Raw genomic sequence first — 21,091 nt, 5'->3', positions numbered from 1 at the left:
CTGCGGTCTTTTCACCCGCATAGCAGGCAAAATAGCAGCAATGACGTTCATGCAATATGTCAATTTCGTTAATCATCATCCGATTGGGCGGATAAAATATTCTCTAATTTAATTCAACCAACAGGTAGAACAATAGGCATATTTACCCGATACACGGAAAATTATGCGTATCTTCGCTCTCGCAAACAAGGGTTCTTTGAGATGGCAGAAGCAAAATCAGGGTGGATTCCGTTACGTTTTCACCACCGGATTGACACTAAAAAAGGCAACGGATAGGTAGCAAAATTACCTCATAACCTCTCAATATCCCGCTTTTTTGGAGAAAGGAAGAATACAGTCATTCAACACCCAATTCCTTTAGTCTCCAACCACTTACTTTATTCCACCAAAATCTGCCTGAATCTCACGAATTCTTCGTATATTTGCAGATATAATCATTCATTAAAAAAACAAGCAATGAAAAAGTTTACTTATCTGCTCGCTGTAGCCGCTGTATGTACAGCTTGTAACAGTGGAAACAACGGTTACACCGTAACCGGAACTGTAGAGGGTGCAGCCGACGGCGACACCGTATATCTGGAAACCGTGAAAGGACGCCAATTCGTCAAATTGGACTCTGCTGTCATCAAAGGTGGTACATTCACCTTCAAGGGCACGCAAGATACCGCTGTCAACCGCTACATCTCTTACAAAGCTGCAGGAAAAGACGGCGCAGCCATCGACTTCTTCCTGGAAAACGGCAAAATCAAAATCAACCTGTCGCAGGAGAACAACTCCGCCACCGGTACTGCCAACAATGATGCCTACCAGGAAATCAAAACCCAAATCAACGGCCTGAACAAACAGATGATGAACATCTACGAATCCATGTCGGACACCACACTGACCGCCGAACAGCGCGAAGCCAAAGGCAAAGAGATGAAAGATTTGGAGAACAGCATGATATCTGCCATCAAAGCCGGCATCAACAAGAACATCGCCAATCCGGTCGGTGTACTCCTGCTGAAACAGAACTACTACTACATGGATGTGGCAGACCTCGACCCGCTGATGCCCCAAATCCCTGCTGCTTACGACAACGACGAAGCCATCGTCAAGATAAAGAACAACGTCGAAAAGATGAAAGCCACTGCCGTAGGCCAGAAGTTTACAGACTTCGAGATGCAGACCCCGGAAGGAAAAACCGTGAAGCTGTCCGACTATGTAGGCAAAGGCAAAGTAGTCCTCGTTGACTTCTGGGCAAGCTGGTGCGGCCCCTGCCGCCGCGAGATGCCCAATCTGGTGGAAGCTTACGCCAAATACAAGAACAAAAACTTCGAAATCGTAGGCGTATCTCTGGACCAGAGTGCTGACGCATGGAAAGAAGCCATCAAGAAGCTGGGCATCACTTGGCCGCAAATGTCCGACCTGAAATACTGGAACTGCGAAGGCGCACAGCTTTATGCTGTAAGCAGCATCCCCCACACTGTGTTGATTGACGGCGAAGGAACAATCCTTGCACGCGGACTGCACGGTGACGAACTTCAGGAAAAGATAGCCGAAGCCGTCAAACAATAAAACCGGACACACCGGAAACTAAAAGAGAAGTGCGGCACTCCGTCAACCGGAATGCCGCATTTCAGTCAACGAAATATGTTATTTTCAAGAGAAGATGCGTGCTGCCATTTCCATCCCCAGCCGCACAGTCTCCCACTGTTTTTCCTCATCGGCCCCTGAAGGGGAAAGAAGCGCATTCGCATCCGGCAGGCACAAAGTGAAACGTTTCAAGGGAATATAATTCAACACACTCTCGGTCTTCGCCTGCAATTCATCCAGTTCATCTTCGTGGGGATAATGGGACAGCACGAAACCGAACACCGCCTCTTTCTCGTGTATAAACCAAAGCAGACGGTTGCGGTCGCACGCGCCACAGTCGTAATTCAGGAAATAGGCATCGGCCCCATGCAGCTGCACCAGCATATCCGTAGGTGCATGGAATGCGACATACATCCCTGCAGGGCGTTCGCGCAAGACACGGTTATTCAGCCGGACAGTATCTTCCATTATTACCGAATGCACCCCGTCGAACTGGACGTAGCGGCAACCTGCATCATAGAGTTGGGTAAGCAAAGATTTGTAGCTGGAAGCAATATCATCCGTCAGCAGCCGGACGTCGGAGTAAACGTTTTCTATCTGATTCCGCTTCACGCGTTGGATAATCTGAGTGAAGAGCTCTGCCGGCGAAGGGATATGCTGTTTCTTCATCACCTCCCCGCCCGCAATGGAATCAAGAAATGCGAATTCTTCCAGAACAGGATGCCGCCGTAGCAAGCCGAGGCGTCCTGTAATCTCCAAAGGAGAGTGTTCGGAGAAAGGCCGGCCGTCTTTGAAACGGATACCCTCCCAGCTTTCTAAAAAATCACGACTTCGGAAACCACCGTCGGAAACCACCTTCATGCCTCCCTGTTTCAGCCGTTCCACAAGATTGCGCACTTCCGCATCTTCAACTGCCCGCAAGTCCTGCCGGCTCACCTGCCCGTTCTGATATTGCTCGCGGGCATCCTTCAATGCACGAGGTACGCAAAAAGCCCCGGCTATATCAACTTTAAACGGAGGAAATACATTTGCCATGTTCATCCTTTCTTTGATTATTATGATAACGACACTTTTGCCCCGATACGATGAGCAGCAAAGCGATACAATCGAATGGCAACAAGAAGTATTATCAAGGACTAAAAAACTTACATAAACCAATTTATTGCAAATATAATTAAAGAATCCGAGAATTCACAATCCGCCCCAAAGATTTATTTTCATTTGACACTTCGGAATCAGATGTTGTATACGCATGCAGCAATAGCCGGCAACGAACAACTTTAAAAATCATTTCCCATTGAAAGTTTTCCACTTCTCATTGCAACACTATTAATTATCAGAAGGTTAACACTTTTTAAATCACAAAAAGTTTTCCAAAAAGCAAATCCTATCAATAACTGTAATACCTTTGTTCCCGCAATTGAACTTAAAGATATAGTCACATTCAAGCATAAAAGGTTATGATACAAACAGTACTCAAACGCGACGGACGCGTCGTCGGATTCAACGAAGAAAAAATAGCCACCGCCATCCGGAAAGCCATGTTGCATACAGACAAGGGGGAAGACCTGCAACTGATACACCAGATTACTGACCGCATCTCTTTCAAGGGAGATTCGCAGATGACGGTGGAAGCCATTCAGGATTTGGTGGAAGTGGAACTGATGAAGAGCAGCCGCAAGGACGTAGCCCAGAAGTACATCACCTACCGCAACCAGCGAAGCATTGCCCGCAAGGCAAAGACGCGCGACATGTTTCTGGAAATCATCAACATCAAGTCCAACGACATCACACGCGAAAACGCCAACATGAATGCCGATACCCCGGCGGGCATGATGATGAAGTTTGCCAGCGAAACCACCAAACCTTTTGTGGACGACTATCTGCTGAGTGAGGAAGTGCTGAACGCCGTCACCCAGAACTATCTGCACATCCATGACAAGGATTATTATCCCACCAAGAGCCTGACATGCGTGCAGCATCCGCTGGACCATATTCTGAAATACGGTTTCTCTGCCGGACACGGCGAGTCTCGCCCGGCCAAGCGCATCGAAACTGCCAGTATCCTGGGATGTATCTCGCTGGAAACAGCCCAGAACGAGATGCACGGCGGACAAGCCATCCCTGCATTCGATTTCTACCTTGCCCCCTACGTGCGCAACAGTTTCATCGAGGAAGTAAAGAACCTGGAAGAACTGAACGGGAAAGATTACTCCCATCTCTATCAGAAGGAACTGGCCGACTATCTGCTGCAGCCGTTGGACGGGCTGACGGGTGAAGACCGTATCGTGCAGCATGCCATCAACAAGACCGTATCGCGCGTACACCAGTCCATGGAGGCATTTATCCATAACATGAACACCATCCACTCACGCGGCGGCAACCAAGTGGTGTTCAGCTCCATCAACTACGGAACAGACACCTCCGCCGAGGGTCGCTGCATCATCCGCGAACTGCTGAAAAGCACCTATCAAGGAGTAGGAAACGGAGAAACCGCCATCTTCCCCATCCAGATATGGAAAAAGAAACGGGGCGTGAGCTATCTGCCGGAAGACCGCAACTACGACCTCTACCAGCTGGCCTGCAAGGTGACGGCACGACGTTTCTTCCCTAACTTCCTGAACCTGGACGCCACCTTCAATCAAAGCAAGGAGTGGAAAGCCGATGACCCGAAACGCTACCTGCACGAAGTTGCCACCATGGGATGCCGCACCCGCGTATTCGAAAACCGCTTCGGACCGAAAACCTCCATCGGGCGTGGAAACATCTCTTTCTCTACCATCAATATCGTCCGTCTGGGTATCGAGTGCATGAACATAAAAGACAAGGAACAGCGTATCGCCCGATTCTTTGCCAAGTTGGATGCCATGCTTGAGGTGACCGCACGCCAGTTGCACGAACGCATGGAGTTCCAGAAGACTGCCTTCGCCAAGCAGTTCCCGCTACTGATGTCCGCCTTGTGGATAGGCTGCGAGAAGTTGAAACCGAACGATACGATTGCCTCCGTCATCAACCAGGGAACATTGGGAATCGGCTTCATCGGGTTGGCCGAATGTCTTGTGGCACTACTCGGAAAACATCACGGAGAATCTGATGAAGCCCAGGAGCTGGGACTGAAAATAGTGACCTACATGCGCGACCGCGCCAACCAGTTCTCCGACCAATACCAGCATAACTACAGCGTGCTTGCCACTCCTGCCGAAGGCTTGTCGGGCAAGTTCACCCGCATAGACCGTAAGGAATTCGGCACGCTGCCGGGCATTACGGACCGCAACTACTACACCAACTCCAACCACGTGCCCGTGTACTACAAATGCAGCGCCCGCCACAAAGCGGAAGTGGAGGCTCCTTATCATGAGCTGACCCGCGGCGGCCACATCTTCTATGTAGAGATAGACGGTGATGCCACCCACAATCCGGAAGTCATCATGCGTGTAGTGGACATGATGGACCGATACAACATCGGCTACGGTTCGGTAAACCACAACCGGAATCGCTGCCTAGAATGCGGCCACGAAAACTCCACTCCAAACCTGGAAGCATGTCCGAAGTGCGGCAGCAAGCATATCGACAAGCTGCAACGCATCACCGGCTACCTGGTGGGGACAACCGACCGCTGGAACAATGCCAAGCTGGCAGAGTTGAACGACAGGGTCGTTCATAATTGAAAATGAAAAATTAAAGGGCTGCGCAGTGCTAAGCGGCCCTTCATTTTTAATGTTTAATCATGAATGTTCAGCTTCGCTCCTACGATGTTCAATTTCTAATTTCTAATTTTTAATTCCCTACTTGTGCTTTCCATTCTCGACATTTTAGAAGATACCACAGTAGACGGTCCGGGCTTCCGGACTGCCATCTACGCTGCCGGATGCCCTAACGCTTGTCCCGGTTGCCACAATCCGGAGTCGTGGGACATCAACCACGGACACTGGATGAGTACAGAAGAAATTCTGGAAAAGATACTTGCCGACCCGTTTGCAGATGTCACCTTCAGCGGCGGAGACCCGATGTTCCAGTCGGAAGGATTCACCCGACTGGCGCATGCCATCAAGGAGCGGAGCCGGAAAAACATCTGGTGCTATACGGGCTACACTTTTGAAAAGCTACTGTGCAACCCGCACCAAGCCCAACTGCTGGAATACATCGACGTACTGGTGGACGGCAAATTCAAGAAAGAGCTGCAGGATAAGGAGCTCTATTTCCGGGGAAGCCGCAACCAACGTCTTATTGACGTGCAAACATCCCTGCGAAAGGGAGAAACCGTAATTTATCACTATAATCCCAAAAAGGGGATTTAAAATAAGTATCCCGTCATCCTTCGCTTCGCTCCGAATGACGGGGTACCTGTATCACCATTCTATAAATTTTCCTCTTTCCCTGCGCTTCTGCAACTCCTTCTGAAGAAAACGCTGCCTATCCTTGGCGATATACCGGCGAGCAAAGATATTGGGTACTGCCACGCCCAACGCTATACAGAGAATAATCAGTGAAGCCGTGATGCCGTTGGAAACAACCGCCGTCACCTCGCCCACCACGCCGTGCATATTGATAAGTCCGAAAAGCGCACGATACATCAGCACTCCCGGAATCATCGGGATGACGGAAGGAATCGTCAGCACATGATTGGGAACATGAAACCAATGCACTGCCTTCACGGCTATCAGGCTGACAACCATGCTGCCCATGAACGAACCTACCACCGGTCCGTAACCCAATTCGAAATTGACAAAATTACGCGTACAAACGGCAATGATACCGCCCACCGCAACAACCCACAACAAGCGCCGCTGTATATTGAATATCATGGAAAATCCCATGGCAGATATGGCCGCCGCAATGGCATACACCAGATAACTGTCATGAGGCACCATACTCAATTCGCTGAACTTCTTGTCAATCACGACATCCTCCATCGTCAGCAGGCGCATGGCTATCACAATGCCGAAGGCCATTGCACAGACCATCAGCACCGTATTCACAGCCCGCACAATGCCCACCTGAATATAATTGTCAATCATATCATCCACAAAGTTTATCAACGGTACACCCGGAACGATGAACAGTGCACACGCCAACAACGGATGATAGGGAGTTTCCGAGAGTCCGGCAAAAGAAGACACATAGGCCAGGCAGGTAGCAATCAATGCGGCAATGGCAATGCTCATATAGTGATTGATGCCGAACTCCATACAACGGACGCGGACGCGAAAACCGGCAAAAGCGCAAATGGAGGCAAACAGAAACGCCATCCAGTCACCACCGAACAGTTTGCAGAAGCCTCCGCAGGCAAAGCCGGCACCGATGGCAACAACGTATGGCACATAGTTCCGCTTCTTGGTTTTGATTCTTTCCAGTTCCTCCTCATACCGGTCGAGGGAGTAGTCATTCTCAATGGCCCGCCAAGACAGTTTGCTGATTTCGGAAATGGCAGTCATGTTGATGCCATGCTTCTCGCATTTCTGGAATTTGGAGAACGAATGCAGGCCGTCGCTCACATTCACTACCAGCATGGTATAACTTACGTCGATGTGAAGTTTTTCTTCCGGCAGCCCCAGATAGGCGGCAACACGGTTCAGGTTACGGACAACACGGTTTGTATCAGCCGCACTCTCCACCAGCAGCTGTCCGGTACGAAGCAATAAGTCGAGTTTTCTGCGTAGCAGGGCAATCTCTTGTTCAGTCAAAGTCTTATCCATAAATCTTTTTACCTATTTTTCTGGAGGCACAAAGATAAGGAAAATGTAGAAAACTATTTTATTCTTACGATAGAAAGTTCTACCTTTGCAACCGTTTTTTAATAGGCACAAATGGAAATATTCTGGAATACTATCGCACAATACAACGAGGCCACCTGGTGGGCACAGCTCCTCATCACCGCAGCAGGCATCCTGCTCGCCACGCGGCTCTACCGGAAACCGACCTTATGGGCAAAACGAGCCCTCAAAATCTACATGGTATTTCTGAACGGGTGGATATCCATCGTGTACTACATGATGTATTGCGGAGCGCGCGGACACCACCATATACTCGCCATCTTCTGGGGAGTGATTGCACTGCTGTGGCTATGGGACTTGTTTACCGATTACACTCCGTTCGAGCGCAATCCGAAATACAAGGTACTGGTGGGGATACTCTATGCGATGCCTTTCCTCTATCCGCTCCTTTCGTGGGCACGCGGAATGGAATTTCCCATGATGACCACCACCGTGATGCCCTGCTCGGTAGCTGCGTTCACCATCGGGCTGCTGCTGGCTTTCTCGCGCAGGGTCAACCTGCTCGTCATTCTGTTCCTTTGCCACTGGGCGCTCATCGCCTTTTCCAAAGTCTACATCTACAAGATTCCCGAAGACCTGCTGCTGGCAAGCGCCACCGTGCCTGCCATCTATCTGTTCTTCAAGAACTACTTTGACCAGAACTTGCACAAGGAAACCAGGCCGGGTGCACGACTCATGAACTGGCTCCTTATCCTCATCTGCATAGTGGTCGGGGTGCTGCTCAGCATGACGCTGATCCACGGAATGAGAGGATAAAGAGACACCCTTGCTATGGGCTGTATGATTCCCGCTAATTAGGGCTTTGCACCCCCCTAATACCCAGCCGAACGTACAAAAAACAGACCATCCGTCTACCCGAAACGAATGGTCTGTCTGCATCATACATATGATATGTCTTATCTGAACAGATAATGTGTTGGCCATATCGCAAACACATCATCTGTCTTTTCATGCTCTTATACGAACCAGCGAACGTAGCAGAAGTCCTGACGGTGAGGCAGGTCTGCATTCTTCGGGAACATACGGTAAGAAACCTTGAAGCTACCCGCATTTTCCAGTTTGTGCTTGGCTTGGAAAGTATAAAGGTTGCCTTCTTTCTTCACTACATTGAACGGTTCTACGGAGTAAACGTGCTGTTTGCCATCCTGAGCCGTATAAGTAGTCACCAGTTCCAGACCGATGGCGTCGTTCAAGCCCTTCTCGTCGATAACGTAAGTAATGATGTACTCCTTACCGCTTTCGATGGAGCCTTTCACCAAGTCTTCAGTCTTTTCGCAAGACACAACTTCAATGCTGTCCCACTTTTCGGCAACTTCTTCCTTCCAGGCAGCTATTTCCTTGGCCTTGGCATAATCGTCGGCAGCCAGCATCTTGAAACGTTTAGCTTCCTTGATGTAGAACTTGTCGTAGTAGTCGTCCAACTGGCGCTTCATTGTATAGTGGGGAGCGATCTGTGCAATGGAGTTCTTGATAGTCTTCACCCAACCTTCAGAGTATCCCTTCTTGTTGCGTGCATAGAACAACGGCAGAATTTCTTGCTCAAGGATGCTATAGATAGTGGCGGCATCGAGCTGGTCCTGATGTTCCTGATTCTGATAGGTACGCTTTTCGGTCAATGCCCAACCTGCACCTTCGCGATAGCCTTCGAGCCACCAGCCGTCGAGCACGGAGAAGTTAACAACACCGTTCATCAACGCCTTCTCACCGGAAGTACCGGATGCTTCGAGCGGACGCGTCGGAGTGTTCAGCCAGATATCCACGCCCGAAACGAGGCGACGTGCCAACTGCATGTCATAATTTTCCAGGAAGATAATCTTGCCCAAGAACTCCGGACGGCGGGAAATCTCGATGATTCTCTTAATCAAGCCCTGTCCTGCACCATCGTGCGGGTGAGCCTTACCGGTGAAGAGGAACTGTACCGGATAGTCGGGATTGTTCACAATCTTGGCCAGACGGTCGAGGTCGGTAAACAGCAAGTGTGCACGCTTGTAGGTAGCGAAACGACGTCCGAAACCTATCAGCAGGGCATTCGGATTGATTTTGTCCAGCAGGGAAACGATGCGTGAAGGGTCACCTTGGTTCTTCAACCAGGTTTCACGGTATTGCTTGCGAACATAGTCAATCAGCTTGTTCTTCATCACCATGCGCGTCTTCCAGATTTCTTCGTCGGACACGTTATAGATAGCCTCCCAAATCTTAGGATTGGACTGGTCGTAGAGGAAGTTCTCGTCAAAGTGTGCAGCATAGAGATGCTTCCATTCCGTAGCGCTCCAAGTGGGGAAGTGCACACCGTTGGTAACGTAACCCACGTGGCTTTCTTCGGGGAAGTAGCCCTTCCAGATGGAAGAGAACATCTCTTGGGAAACCTTGCCGTGCAGCCAGCTCACACCGTTCACCTCTTGGGAAGTGTTGCAGGCGAATACGGACATGCAGAAACGTTCGCCCTTGTCGCCCGGATTGTTGCGTCCGAGGTCCATCAGGTCATCCCAGCTGATACCCATTCTTGAAGGATAGCCGCCCATGTACTTGCCGAAAAGACCTTCGTCGAAGTAGTCGTGGCCGGCAGGAACCGGAGTATGCACAGTATAGAGCGAAGAAGCACGTACCAGCTCGATAGCCTGGTCGTAAGTCAGACCTTCGGCCACGTAGTCGCAGATGCGCTGTACGTTGATCAAAGCGGCATGTCCTTCGTTACAGTGATAAACATCTTTCTTGATGCCCAGCTTCTTCAGCGTCAGGATACCACCGATACCGAGCAGGATTTCCTGCTTCAGACGGTTTTCCCAGTCGCCGCCATAGAGCTGGTGAGTGATGGAGCGGTCGAACTCGCTGTTCATTTCATTGTCAGTATCAAGCAGATAGAGGGAGATGCGTCCTACGTTTACTCTCCACACGTATGCGTGTACGTAGTAGTCCAAGTAAGGAACGTCCACTATCACCTGCTCGCCCTTCTCGTCCAATACACGATCAATAGGCAGTTGTCCGAAGTTTTGCGCCTCGTAGTTGGCAATCTGCTGGCCGTCCATAGACAAGGTTTGGGTAAAGTAACCGTAGCGATACAAGAAACCGACTGCACACAAGTCAACGTTACTGTCGGAAGCCTCTTTCAGGTAGTCGCCGGCAAGTACGCCCAGACCACCGGAATATATCTTAAGTACGTGGTTCAAACCATACTCCATGCTGAAATAGGCAACAGACGGACGCTTGCTGTCAGGTGTCACATCCATGTATGTACGGAACTTGGAATATACGTCTTCCATTCTGCGCAGAATAACCTTATCGTTGGCAAGCGCTTCCAGTTTGGCATAACTCATGCGCTCCAACAGAAGTACGGGGTTCTGTCCCACTTCTTTCCAGAGGGCAGGGTCGAGGTCTCTGAAAAGTTCGGTGGCTTCATAATTCCATGACCACCAGATGTTACGTGCCAGTTCAGACAGTTTCTCCAGTTCGGCAGGAATGTGCGATTTCACATTCACATCTTTCCAGTTAGGAGTGTTTACATTACTAACTTTAATCTTCATTGTATGATAACTAATTGATTAATAATTCCTTTATCTTAATTGACGCTTCATGGCGTTGCGCAGCGCAATGTCGTAAGCCTCATAATAATACTTTATAAAATGCTTCCACAAAGCCTGCTCTGCCACCTGGCCTGCACGTTTGCGGATTTCCTTGATTTCGGCTTCCGTCTTGGTCGAGAACAAGGCTACGGTGTCCTTTATGCCGTCTGCCACTTCGGAATAATTGTAATCCGAACGGTGCAGCACCTCCACTCCGTCGTCAATGCCATGCTGGTTTTTCAGGCTGTTCACCCAAAGCCCGAAACCGGCAAGATCGGTGGTGATGGTAGGCACGCGGAAAGCCACGCTCTCCAGCGGGGTATATCCCCACGGTTCGTAATAGGACGGATAGACACTGAGGTCTTCGCCTAAAATCAGGTCATAATAATGCTTGTTGAGGATGCCGTCGTGGCCATCTTGATAGCAAGGTACAAAAATCACTTTAACTTTATCTTCGGGGCGATTTCCCATGCCGAGGTATTTCAGCATATCCAGCACCTGGTCATGCGTCATATTGTGCAGCCAGTGGGTGATGAAAGGGCACTGCAACGGTTCGGTGAACTTATTTTTGCTCTTCAGGCGCTTCTGCAAGTCCTCGCGGGGGTCTCCCACCCAGCCGGGCACGTTGACAAACGCCAATACTTTCTTCTTCAAATCCTTATCGCGGTTCAGCCTGTTCAATGATTCCAGGAACACATCGATACCCTTGTTCTTGAACTCATAGCGTCCGCTGGTACCGATAATCAGCGTGTCATCACCCAAGTCCTCACCCAGCAGGCAGTTTGCCACACGCAGCATGGTGGAGCGGGCACGCTTGCGCTTGCCGGTAAAGGTGGCACCTTTCGGTACAAAATCATCTTCAAAACCGTTCATCAGCACCACATCCGCAGGCTTGTCAAGCAATTCCTTGCATTCGTTGTTTGTAATCTCGCTCACGGTGGTGAAGCAGTCTACATAATGGGCCGTCTGCTTTTCAATGGAATGCTTGGACTGCATGTTCAATTCCTCCGCCATCTGGTCGCCGTTGTAGGCGAAGAGATAATCGTAGAGCGGCTTGTTGTTGCCCGCTATGGAACGACCGATGGAGGTGGCATGGGTTGTGAAGACAGTCCCTATCTCGGGAACGGCAGACTGAAGATAGAGGGCGGCCATACCGGTCATCCACTCGTGTGCCTGAAACACCACCTTGTCCGTTTCCGTCAGATTATAGCGATAGAAACTCTCTATCACCTTTCCGGTGGCGAAAGCAAACATGGATGCTTCATCATAATCGCCATATCCATGCAGTGAGTCCACTTGATAGCGGTTCCACATCTCTGCATAGATCTCATTCTTTTCTGCAAAGAACGGTTGGAAATCAACCAATATAACAATAGGTTCTCCCGGAATGTTCCAGCGTCCTACGCGGACACAGAGATTGTCTTTCAACGCAGCATGTTTTTTCCACGCTGCACAAAGGTTATCAGACTCAATGAACAAAGGGTTCTCTTTTCCCTGCCAGAAATCCGGCCCTATAAAGAATAATCTATCGCGAAATTTAGTCTGTAAAGTATTTGCCCTTGTAGACAAAACCGTATAGATACCGCCTACTTTATTACACACTTCCCAACTCGCTTCGAAGATGTAATCGGGGGTAAGTAGTTCTTTAGTCATATTATGTTATAATCTCTTTATCTTAATTACGGCTGCAAAAGTACGTATTATTCTTTGAAAAATAGCCTTTTAATCGAAAAAACTAATCAAATATGCATAAACAATCGTTTGCGGAATATCATAGTTTAGCCACAAAGCCCCATGGAATCGCCCATCCATGCATTTCTCGCCTAAAATTCCCGGAGGTTCAAAAAAGAATCCCTGGAGTTTTCAGTTGAAGCCTACAGCAATTGAAACAAAAAGCCCCAGGAACTTCAATTGTAAATTCCTGGGGCTTATTTTCTTAATTGATCCGGATTATACCATCAATGCAGCCACCAGCGCCAAAATGGCATAGAATTCAGGAAGTGCGGCGTAAATCATTGTATTGGTCTGCACGTCGTGTCCCTGAGAGAGACCCACGATACCGTTTGCACAAATCTGTCCCTGACGGATGGCAGAGAACAGACATACCAGTCCGACACCTAGTCCGATACCCAGCATCAAAGGGCCGTCCGTAGCAAAATCCCTGCCCATAGACATCAGGAAAGCCACGAAACCGTAAAGTCCCTGCGTAGCCGGAAGGGCCGACAAAATCATATAACCTGCTGATTTGGAAGGGTCTTTCTTCAACGCACCCTCTGCCGCACTACCGGCGATTGTTGTACCGAAGCAACTGCCAATTCCTGCAAGGGCCAACATCAGGCCCAGACCGAGATAACCTAAAATTTCATTCATAATGTTTCTATTTTTATTTGTTTTTCAATTTGTTTATTTCTTTACTACTGTAAAAGGTTTATAGGCTTCGCCCTTACCTTCGTAACCGGAATTCTTGAAGTATTCCACAAATGTCAGACGGAGCGGATGCACAAAAGCACTCAGACAGGACATGGCAATGTTCAGCGTATGCCCGAATATCAGTATCAGACCGCAGAACAGCCATCCCAGAGCCGGACCTGCCGCATCGTTCACCATGAAGGCAAGCTGATTGAACACCCCACCGAGCATAGCGCCTGCCAGGCCGAGGGCATAGAGACGGATGTAGGAAAGTATATCGCCCATCAGTCCGGTAGCCATGTTATAGGTATCCCATACTCCGGCACCGATGTTGACAAATACATTCCGATGGATATTGTTCAGCAGGTAGATGCCGATGGCGGATACACCGCCAATCACGATAAACGCCCATGTGGATACATCTTCTGAGATAATCTTGAAGAAGGAAAGTCCGCCGGTACAAACGAATCCCACTACCAGCAACAGCCATCCCCAGGCACTGAGCGACTCCTTGAAGCCGAAGCGCACGGTCTGCCCCACGGCCTTCACCGTCATGGCAATGCAGATATGTACCACACCGATAATCAGGGCCAGCAGCATTTGCTTGTCATAGGTAGTCTCGCCTATCTTGCCCACAATCATGAATTCCTTCAGTTTGGCAGGTATCTCCAGGTCGAAGAGGCTTACACCGAAGAAAGTTCCCAGTATGGCACCGATGACAGCCGTGAAGATACCCAGCGTAATCACCAGATTCATCATACCTTTCATGGACTTGGACATCTTCTTTTTCAGAATGAATCCAAGCGCAATCAGTACCAGACCGTAGCCCGCGTCTCCCATACAGAATGCAAAGAAGAGCGAGAAGAATGGTGCAAGTATCGGTGTCGGGTCGAACTCTGCATAGTCGGGCATGCCGTACATTTTGGTAAGCACTTCGTACATGCGGGTGTAGGCGTTGTTCTTCAGCTTGACGGGAGCATTGTCCTCGCGCCTGGCAGCCCTTATCTCATAATAAGCGCCGCTTTCATCGAGAAGTTTCCTCACATCTGCCTCGCAGTCTTCAGGAATCCAGCCTTCCATCAGCACTACGGCACCTTCTGCCATATGCTCGCTGTTCAGCTTGACTTTCAGCAGGTCTATTTCTTCCTGGAGCCGGAGGTTGTACTTCTCCAACGTACAGTAATTCGCCTTGCAGAATTCTTTCAGCCCGGCATGTGCCTGCACAAGGGCTTCTTCCGTATCGGCCTTCTTCCGTATCAGCTCGGAGAGACTGAGTGAGGGCAGGCGGAGCGGTTCCACATCCAGTTCTGCCGGTTGGGGAGTGACGGTCACAAAATAAAGATGTCCGCCGCTCTCTTTCACCACGATGGCATTGCATTCCTCTGCCCACGCTTCGTTATAGTCTTTCTCCGGGCAGGTGTAGAACCGCACGAGCCAGCCGGCATCTTCCAGCCGGCGGATGGATTTCCAATCGAAATCACCCCAAGCCTCCATCTGTGCCACATCCTTGTCGATGGCGGGAATCTGCTGGTTCAGGTCTTGTATCCGTGCCTGCAAACCCTCGTAGGATTTCACCAAAGCATCGGCCGACAACCCTTTATGCACCTTCTCTTCCGGCCGTTTGTCCGCCAAGGCATACATGCTCTGAAGCATATTCTTGTAGAGCGTACGCTTCTGCATGAATTGCTGCAAGGTGTCGTCCATCTCGCCGCACTGCCTTTCCACGACGTGCACCACGCCCAACTCCCGGATTTGTGCCAGAAACGCTTCGTACTCCTTATGATACACAAGGAACGTGAGCTTCTTCATTTTTGTAATCATGCCTCTGCCTCCTTCCTTTTCTCCTGATGGGACTTCATGATTTTCTGCGATGACTTGGAGAGGTTCTCCTCGTCTTCCATAAACCGCTTGATTTTGCGCAGAGCATCTTGATAGCCCGGAATCTGTACTTTCTCAAAAAGATTCACCTTCTGGGTGGTCTTCTTACGCGCATGTTCCAACAAGTTCAACTTGGCAACAATGAATTCACGCTCGATGGCGGTATGTGCCAGCGACTTAAGCAAGTTCAGCCCGTCTGCATACCATTTGGGAGCATTGAACAAACTGTAGGGGCGTATCTCGAAATCCACATTCTCGAGCAACGGCACCCGTACACCGGCAATCTTCTTCACACCGAGATGAACATCGCTGACCTTTATCAATGAAGCGTCGAACTCATTCCAAAGGGCGAACATGGCTTCGTAAGCTTGGATTTCCTTTTCCAACCTCGCGTCCAACGCGGCAGCATCGCCCTTGCAGCGCTTCACTTCCATACGCAGGGCGCTCTCCTTATTCTTGATGATGGGGAGTGTACGCACGCGCACCTTCAGTTGCTTCTCGAGTTGCTGAAGCGAGGTCTTGTTATATTGAAACTTAATAGCCATTTTATTTACGATTTAACGATTTACGATTAGACGATTGAAGTTACTCAACTTATTAATTTACAGATTTGCAATTTCAGTAATATCAATCGTAAATCGCAAATCGCCCAATCGTACATTTATTTAGTTTGCTTTCGGCCAGAATTCGTCTACAAGCTCTTTCTTGATGTTGACTTCTTCCGGACGGAAATACTTGCCGAACAGCCTCCATGCCACATCGAGCATTTCTGTGGTATCGAGGTTGACGTCGATGGCCAGCAACTGGTTGGAGTAGTCCTTGGCAAAGGCAAGGGTACGTTCGTCGTAGTTCGTCAGGTCGAAACCGTTTTCAAGCTTGGTCTTGGCGTTGGCGGCGTCGGCATACAGACGTACGGCGGCATTCATCACCTGCGGATGGTCCTTGCGCGTCTTTTTACCCGTAACAAGCTGCTTCAGACGGGACAAGGAACGGAACGGGTCAACGATAACCTTACCGATGTCGCTGTCACGACGAAGGAACAACTGGCCTTCCGTGATATAACCCGTATTGTCGGGCACGGCATGCGTAATGTCGCCACCGGACAACGTCGTCACCGCAATAATCGTGATGGAACCACCGCTTGGGAACTGCACCGCCTTTTCGTATATCTTCGCCAAATCCGAGTAAAGGGAACCCGGCATGGAGTCCTTCGAAGGAATCTGGTCCATACGGTTGGACACAATGGCGAGTGCATCGGCATAGGAAGTCATATCCGTCAGCAGCACCAACACCTTTTCATTGTTGTTCACAGCAAAATACTCGGCAGCCGTCAGTGCCATATCCGGAATCAACAGACGCTCTACCGGAGGATTCTCGGTAGTATTCATAAAGCTGACGATACGGTCGAGTGCACCGGCATTGGAGAATACGTTCTTGAAGTAGAGGTAATCATCGTTCGTCATACCCATACCGCCAAGGATAATCTTGTCAGTCTCCGCACGCAGGGCCACATTCGCCATCACCTGGTTGAAGGGCTGGTCGGGGTCGGCAAAGAACGGAATCTTCTGTCCGGACACCAGTGTATTGTTCAGGTCGATGCCTGCAATACCGGTCGCAATCAGTTCCGAGGGTTGTTTACGGCGCACCGGATTCACGGACGGACCGCCAATTTCCACCTCCTCGCCTTCAATCACCGGACCACCGTCGATGGGATCGCCAAAGGCGTTGAAGAAGCGTCCTGCAAGCTGCTCGCTCACTTTAATCGTAGGAGCCTTGCCCAAGAATACTACCTCTGCATCGGTGGGGATACCTTCCGTACCCTCAAATACCTGCAAAGTCACTTCGTCACCGGCAATCTTCACCACCTGGGCCAGCTTGCCGTTTACGGTCGCCAACTCGTCATACCCCACCCCGGTTGCCTTCAGCGAACACGTAGCTTTCGTAATCTGAGTAATCTTGGTATATATTTTTTGAAATGCTTTTGTTGCCATCTATTTATTTACAATTTAGCAATTTACTATTTACTATTCAAATCTCCGCCATTCTATTTTCCTATTCTACAACCTCCGTTCACCTGTATCCGCAAGGCAAATGGCAAATTGTGAACAGTCAAGATAGCACGTCCTTAGGCTTTACGTTCCTCAACCAGTTCCTGCAACTGCTTATGGAACTTGCCGTATTCTTCCGACTTAAACTTCGAGTAGTTCATCTGCTTACAGATGTTAATCATTTTCTTGAAGTAATCCATTACTTCGTTGAAGTTGTCGAACTCAAATTCAGTATGACAGATTTCTATCACCATATTCAGAATCTCCTCCTGACGCTCCATCGGAGTCACAGCATCAATCTCGTCAAAGGCATCCTGCTGCAGAATAACGAAGTCAATCAACTCCGATTTCCAGAAAGTCACGTGATATTCTACAGGCACACCGTCGTCACCCAAGATGTTGATTTGCTCGGCAATCTCCTTACCACGCTGCAAACGGGTCTTGATCTCATTCACCTTGCCAATCCACTCACCATTGATGTGCTTGGTGATATACTCTTCAAATTCAGGGTATTCTATATATTTGGAATACGAATCAATCGGGTTTACGGCAGGATAACGCTTCTTGTCGGCGCGATCTTGCTCAAGGGCATAGAAGCAACGCGCCACCTTCTTCGTATTCTCGGTTACCGGCTCCTTCAAGTTACCACCGGCAGGCGATACCGTACCGATGAAAGTAATGGAACCGGACTCGCCGTTGTTCAGTTTCACATACCCCGCACGGCCGTAGAAGTTGGAGATGATGGAGGACAAGTCCATCGGGAAGGCATCGGGACCGGGCAACTCCTCCATACGGTTGGACATCTCGCGCAATGCCTGCGCCCAACGTGAGGTAGAGTCCGCCATCAGCAGTACCTTCAATCCCATGCTCCGGTAGTATTCCGCAATCGTCATAGCCGTGTAGACAGATGCCTCACGGGCAGCTACCGGCATATTCGAAGTATTGGCAATGATAATCGTACGTTCCATCAGCTTCCGTCCCGTATGCGGGTCAACCAGTTCGGGGAATTCCGTAAAGATTTCCACAACCTCGTTGGCACGCTCACCACAGGCAGCGATGATTACGATGTCTGCCTCCGCTTGTTTTGAAATGGCATGCTGGAGCACCGTTTTTCCGGTACCGAACGGACCGGGGATAAAGCCCGTACCGCCTTCCACAATCGGATTCACTGTGTCGATTACGCGCACACCGGTTTCCAGCAGTTTGAAAGGACGCGGCTTTTCCTTATAATTGGTCATGGCGCGTTTCACAGGCCATTTTTGTATCATGTTCACCCGAATGTCATTGCCTTCGCCATCCGTCAGCACTGCAATGGTATCCTCAATGCTGTAATCACCTTCCTTTGCGATGGATTTCACAGTACACACACCTTTCTGTTCGAAAGGCACCATGATTTTCAGAGGCTGGAAGTTCTCGTCCACTTGTCCCAGCCAGGCAGCGGCTTCCACTTGGTCGCCCACCTTTGCCAGAGGCACAAAGTGCCATTTGCTTCCTTTATCCAGCGGATAGGTATACTGCCCGCGTTTCAGGAAAACGCCATCCATCTTATCGAGGTCGTTTTGCAGACCGTCGTAGTTCTTCGAAAGCATACCGGGCCCCAGCGTCACTTCGAGCATATGTCCGGTAAACTCGGCTTCGGCCCCCACTTTCAGTCCGCGGGTACTCTCAAATACCTGCACGTAGACCTGAGTACCTACCACCTTAATCACCTCCGCCATCAACTTGTCTCCTCCGGTCGAGATATAACAAATCTCATTCTGTGCTACCGGTCCATCAACGACGAGGGTCACCATATTGGCTATTACGCCACTAACAGTTCCTTTTGTTGCCATATATTTTTAGTTGTTTATTTTATCTGAATTCTGCGGGTATCTGCACCTCGTCTTTCAAGGCAGCGATAATGCTGCGGAACAGTTGGTTACCCTTCTCTTTATCCAACGTAATCCACCGTTCTATCATCTCCAGCTGCAGCAGGAAGACAAACAGACGCTCCACGGTAAAGTAATCGAAGAATGTGGCCTCCTCCATCCAGTTCCAGCGAAGCTGGTCCAGCTTCCTTTCCCGGTCTACCAGTTCCTCCGTCTCACTGATTTTCACCAGCTGCTCCAGATAATCCACTTCAGTACCCAGACCGAAGTCACGGGCATTGGAAGTACGCAGAGCTTCGCACACTTCCGTATCGCCCACAATCAGTGGAGCAATGTCCAACTTGAACTTACGTGCTGTGAGTGCCACCAATATATTATTGATAGTGAGATTGAAGCCAAACCAGGAAGACACAAACTGATTCCCGCATTCCATGGCATAGGCATAATAGAGCGCTGCCAGACGGTCTTCATGCAAGAAACCTTCCTCGGCAGGCAGGCTGAAGTATTCGGAAATGAACGTGGAGAGATAAGATGGAAATACACTGTCAGAGACTTCATCGCCATCTTTCAGCCGTGAGATATATTCCGCCAGTTCCTCTGACGAATAGTTTCCGCGCGGGTCGATGGCAGCATCCTTATCCTTCAATAGCTTCAAGACATTCGCATTGTCGAATTTCAGATAAAACAAATCCACCAACTTTTTATCATCTTCCGACAAGGCAGGATATAGTTCCGTCTTGAAATCGGCTACTGTATAGCTCAGTTTACTGTCTTCCAGAGTAAGTTCAGGCAAACCGGCTACCAAGTAATAGTATTTACTCATAATCCTATGGGAGTTTTTAGAACAGCATTTCCACTAATTGCGGACGCAGGAATTCCTTGAAGTAATTCATAAATTCTTCTTCGCCGAAGTTCACCTTGTACGAACCATCGGCAGGCGACACGGAGAACAAAGTCTTGATACCATTCACTTGCTCAATCTTCACACCCTTGTCCAGCAGATTCCTAGCCTTCGCAGAGAAATATTTCGTCAAGCCTTCCGCATCGGCAGTGGAGATAACGATTGGTTCGTTCACACTCCATTTGGACGCCAATGCAACAATGAAAGCATTAAGATAATCCTTGTTTGCAGCAAATGCCTCTACATCGGCATTCACAATGTTGTCCGTCACCAAAGTAGCGATTTCAGACTTCAGAGCGTTCACAGCCTGACCGGCAAACAACTTCAATTCCGATTTTGTATTCTCTGCCAGTTCATCGGCAGACCTATGAGCGGTAGCCACGATAGAATCCGCCTCCTTGCGAGCATCCTCTATAATTCTCTTAGCCTCTTCCTGAGCTTTTGCGATAAGTTTCTGTGCCTCTTCGTTTCCTTTCTCTACGCCTTCACGGTAAATCTTATCAGTCAGCTCTTGAATCTTGTTTTCCATATTTGCAGGAGTTATTATATGATTTATATTACAATATTAATTGCGTGATTTTTCCCTTTCTATTAGATTCACGCCAAAATTACAAAAATCAATTTGATATTGAATAGAAAGAAAGGAAGAAAAGTGTCCGTTTTTCCAAAAAAAACTCATTTACACCAACTTTGTTCTGTTACGATAACAAAAGAATGAGAAGTTAAGCGGAGATTCTTAAAGCACAACTTCCAAATTTTTCCGGAAGTTTTTTTTCTTTTTTCTTTTCCAAGACCCAAGCTCCGAAAGGAACCTATGGCAAAGAGAAGAAAAATGATAGATTATAGCTCCGTTTTGCTGTCAGATACTAATTGTTGAGAAGCCCACAGGGTTTTCGGACTGCCCCCCAATAAGAAAGCACAATGACAAGGATGTGTGATGTGTGATGTGGAAAAAGCAAAAGCCCCCTCGTCATTTCTGACTCGGGGGCTTCCTCTAAAACGGCGACTACCTACTCTCCCACTGTTACGCAGTACCATCGGCGTGACCGGGCTTAACTTCTCTGTTCGGAATGGGAAG

15 protein-coding genes, 1 rRNA gene and 1 pseudogene are annotated in these 21,091 nt (G+C 49.1%); 5 read left to right on the top strand and 12 right to left on the bottom strand.

Annotation, left to right across the window (positions count from 1 at the left end; translation table 11 throughout):
• Together HU824_RS16775 and HU824_RS16770 are read left to right on the top strand one after the other, a co-directional pair.
• A pseudogene (locus HU824_RS16775) lies at positions 1–112 on the top strand (IS982 family transposase); the annotation flags it as partial.
• A gap of 344 nt (positions 113–456) precedes the next feature.
• Positions 457–1,557, top strand: a complete 1,101-nt coding sequence (locus tag HU824_RS16770; RefSeq protein WP_136011275.1) for a TlpA disulfide reductase family protein — start codon at positions 457–459, stop codon at positions 1,555–1,557.
• 84 nt (positions 1,558–1,641) lie between these two features.
• Here the strand turns inward: HU824_RS16770 and HU824_RS16765 are convergent, their stop codons facing one another.
• Positions 1,642–2,610, bottom strand: coding sequence for a cobalamin biosynthesis protein (locus HU824_RS16765; RefSeq protein WP_176469447.1), 969 nt, complete (start codon positions 2,608–2,610; stop codon positions 1,642–1,644).
• A gap of 425 nt (positions 2,611–3,035) precedes the next feature.
• On the opposite strand from HU824_RS16765, the gene HU824_RS16760 reads away from it, so the two are divergent.
• Entirely contained in the window at positions 3,036–5,243 is a 2,208-nt protein-coding gene (locus tag HU824_RS16760; protein WP_136011273.1) for an anaerobic ribonucleoside triphosphate reductase, read from the top strand.
• Between the two features lie 123 nt (positions 5,244–5,366).
• Complete coding sequence (gene nrdG / locus HU824_RS16755) at positions 5,367–5,873, top strand: anaerobic ribonucleoside-triphosphate reductase activating protein (protein ID WP_136011272.1); 507 nt, start codon at positions 5,367–5,369, stop codon at positions 5,871–5,873.
• Between the two features lie 51 nt (positions 5,874–5,924).
• Here nrdG and HU824_RS16750 read toward each other — a convergent pair whose 3' ends face one another.
• Positions 5,925–7,271, bottom strand: coding sequence for a threonine/serine exporter ThrE family protein (locus HU824_RS16750; RefSeq protein ID WP_136011271.1), 1,347 nt, complete (start codon positions 7,269–7,271; stop codon positions 5,925–5,927).
• Between the two features lie 111 nt (positions 7,272–7,382).
• Here HU824_RS16750 and HU824_RS16745 point away from each other — a divergent pair, with 111 nt between their 5' ends.
• Positions 7,383–8,105 (top strand): DUF6064 family protein, encoded by a 723-nt coding sequence (locus tag HU824_RS16745; protein ID WP_176469446.1) that lies wholly within the window; start codon positions 7,383–7,385, stop codon positions 8,103–8,105.
• Between the two features lie 200 nt (positions 8,106–8,305).
• Here the strand turns inward: HU824_RS16745 and HU824_RS16740 are convergent, their stop codons facing one another.
• The 10 genes from HU824_RS16740 to rrf form a co-directional block, all read right to left on the bottom strand.
• Positions 8,306–10,870, bottom strand: coding sequence for a glycosyltransferase family 1 protein (locus HU824_RS16740; RefSeq protein ID WP_176469445.1), 2,565 nt, complete (start codon positions 10,868–10,870; stop codon positions 8,306–8,308).
• A 30-nt stretch (positions 10,871–10,900) separates the two neighbouring features.
• Entirely contained in the window at positions 10,901–12,562 is a 1,662-nt protein-coding gene (locus HU824_RS16735; RefSeq protein ID WP_176469444.1) for a glycogen/starch synthase, read from the bottom strand.
• Positions 12,563–12,859: 297 nt separating this feature from the next.
• Positions 12,860–13,279, bottom strand: a complete 420-nt coding sequence (locus HU824_RS16730) for an ATPase (protein ID WP_136011267.1) — start codon at positions 13,277–13,279, stop codon at positions 12,860–12,862.
• Between the two features lie 33 nt (positions 13,280–13,312).
• Entirely contained in the window at positions 13,313–15,139 is a 1,827-nt protein-coding gene (locus HU824_RS16725; protein WP_176469443.1) for a V-type ATP synthase subunit I, read from the bottom strand.
• Positions 15,136–15,741 (bottom strand): V-type ATP synthase subunit D, encoded by a 606-nt coding sequence (locus tag HU824_RS16720; protein ID WP_136011265.1) that lies wholly within the window; start codon positions 15,739–15,741, stop codon positions 15,136–15,138. The genes HU824_RS16725 and HU824_RS16720 overlap by 4 nt, the downstream gene beginning before the upstream one ends.
• A gap of 120 nt (positions 15,742–15,861) precedes the next feature.
• Positions 15,862–17,187 (bottom strand): V-type ATP synthase subunit B, encoded by a 1,326-nt coding sequence (locus HU824_RS16715; RefSeq protein WP_176469442.1) that lies wholly within the window; start codon positions 17,185–17,187, stop codon positions 15,862–15,864.
• 134 nt (positions 17,188–17,321) lie between these two features.
• The gene (locus HU824_RS16710; RefSeq protein ID WP_136011263.1) at positions 17,322–19,076 is read right to left on the bottom strand and encodes a V-type ATP synthase subunit A; all 1,755 of its coding nucleotides are present in this window, start codon (positions 19,074–19,076) and stop codon (positions 17,322–17,324) included.
• A gap of 19 nt (positions 19,077–19,095) precedes the next feature.
• Positions 19,096–19,935, bottom strand: coding sequence for a DUF2764 domain-containing protein (locus HU824_RS16705; protein ID WP_176469441.1), 840 nt, complete (start codon positions 19,933–19,935; stop codon positions 19,096–19,098).
• A gap of 16 nt (positions 19,936–19,951) precedes the next feature.
• Positions 19,952–20,542, bottom strand: coding sequence for a hypothetical protein (locus HU824_RS16700; RefSeq protein ID WP_136011261.1), 591 nt, complete (start codon positions 20,540–20,542; stop codon positions 19,952–19,954).
• A gap of 468 nt (positions 20,543–21,010) precedes the next feature.
• Positions 21,011–21,091: ribosomal RNA gene (rrf, locus tag HU824_RS16695) — 5S ribosomal RNA — on the bottom strand; the annotation flags it as partial.

It is taken from the genome of Bacteroides sp. L10-4, assembly GCF_013373675.1.
Taxonomy (GTDB): domain Bacteria; phylum Bacteroidota; class Bacteroidia; order Bacteroidales; family Bacteroidaceae; genus Bacteroides; species Bacteroides muris.
The sequence above is the reverse complement of the archived record's forward strand: the minus strand, read 5'-3'. Positions and strand labels throughout refer to the sequence as shown.

What these genes read in the sequence shown, in the direction of transcription:
- HU824_RS16750 (WP_136011271.1), bottom strand. Translation starts at nt 7,271, where the DNA reads ATGGATAAGACTTTGACTGAACAAGAGATTGCCCTGCTACGCAGAAAA.
- HU824_RS16715 (WP_176469442.1), bottom strand. Translation starts at nt 17,187, where the DNA reads ATGGCAACAAAAGCATTTCAAAAAATATATACCAAGATTACTCAGATT.
- HU824_RS16725 (WP_176469443.1), bottom strand. Translation starts at nt 15,139, where the DNA reads ATGATTACAAAAATGAAGAAGCTCACGTTCCTTGTGTATCATAAGGAG.
- HU824_RS16770 (WP_136011275.1), top strand. Translation starts at nt 457, where the DNA reads ATGAAAAAGTTTACTTATCTGCTCGCTGTAGCCGCTGTATGTACAGCT.
- HU824_RS16760 (WP_136011273.1), top strand. Translation starts at nt 3,036, where the DNA reads ATGATACAAACAGTACTCAAACGCGACGGACGCGTCGTCGGATTCAAC.
- HU824_RS16710 (WP_136011263.1), bottom strand. Translation starts at nt 19,076, where the DNA reads ATGGCAACAAAAGGAACTGTTAGTGGCGTAATAGCCAATATGGTGACC.
- HU824_RS16745 (WP_176469446.1), top strand. Translation starts at nt 7,383, where the DNA reads ATGGAAATATTCTGGAATACTATCGCACAATACAACGAGGCCACCTGG.
- HU824_RS16700 (WP_136011261.1), bottom strand. Translation starts at nt 20,542, where the DNA reads ATGGAAAACAAGATTCAAGAGCTGACTGATAAGATTTACCGTGAAGGC.
- HU824_RS16720 (WP_136011265.1), bottom strand. Translation starts at nt 15,741, where the DNA reads ATGGCTATTAAGTTTCAATATAACAAGACCTCGCTTCAGCAACTCGAG.
- HU824_RS16740 (WP_176469445.1), bottom strand. Translation starts at nt 10,870, where the DNA reads ATGAAGATTAAAGTTAGTAATGTAAACACTCCTAACTGGAAAGATGTG.
- HU824_RS16735 (WP_176469444.1), bottom strand. Translation starts at nt 12,562, where the DNA reads ATGACTAAAGAACTACTTACCCCCGATTACATCTTCGAAGCGAGTTGG.
- HU824_RS16730 (WP_136011267.1), bottom strand. Translation starts at nt 13,279, where the DNA reads ATGAATGAAATTTTAGGTTATCTCGGTCTGGGCCTGATGTTGGCCCTT.
- HU824_RS16705 (WP_176469441.1), bottom strand. Translation starts at nt 19,935, where the DNA reads ATGAGTAAATACTATTACTTGGTAGCCGGTTTGCCTGAACTTACTCTG.
- HU824_RS16765 (WP_176469447.1), bottom strand. Translation starts at nt 2,610, where the DNA reads ATGGCAAATGTATTTCCTCCGTTTAAAGTTGATATAGCCGGGGCTTTT.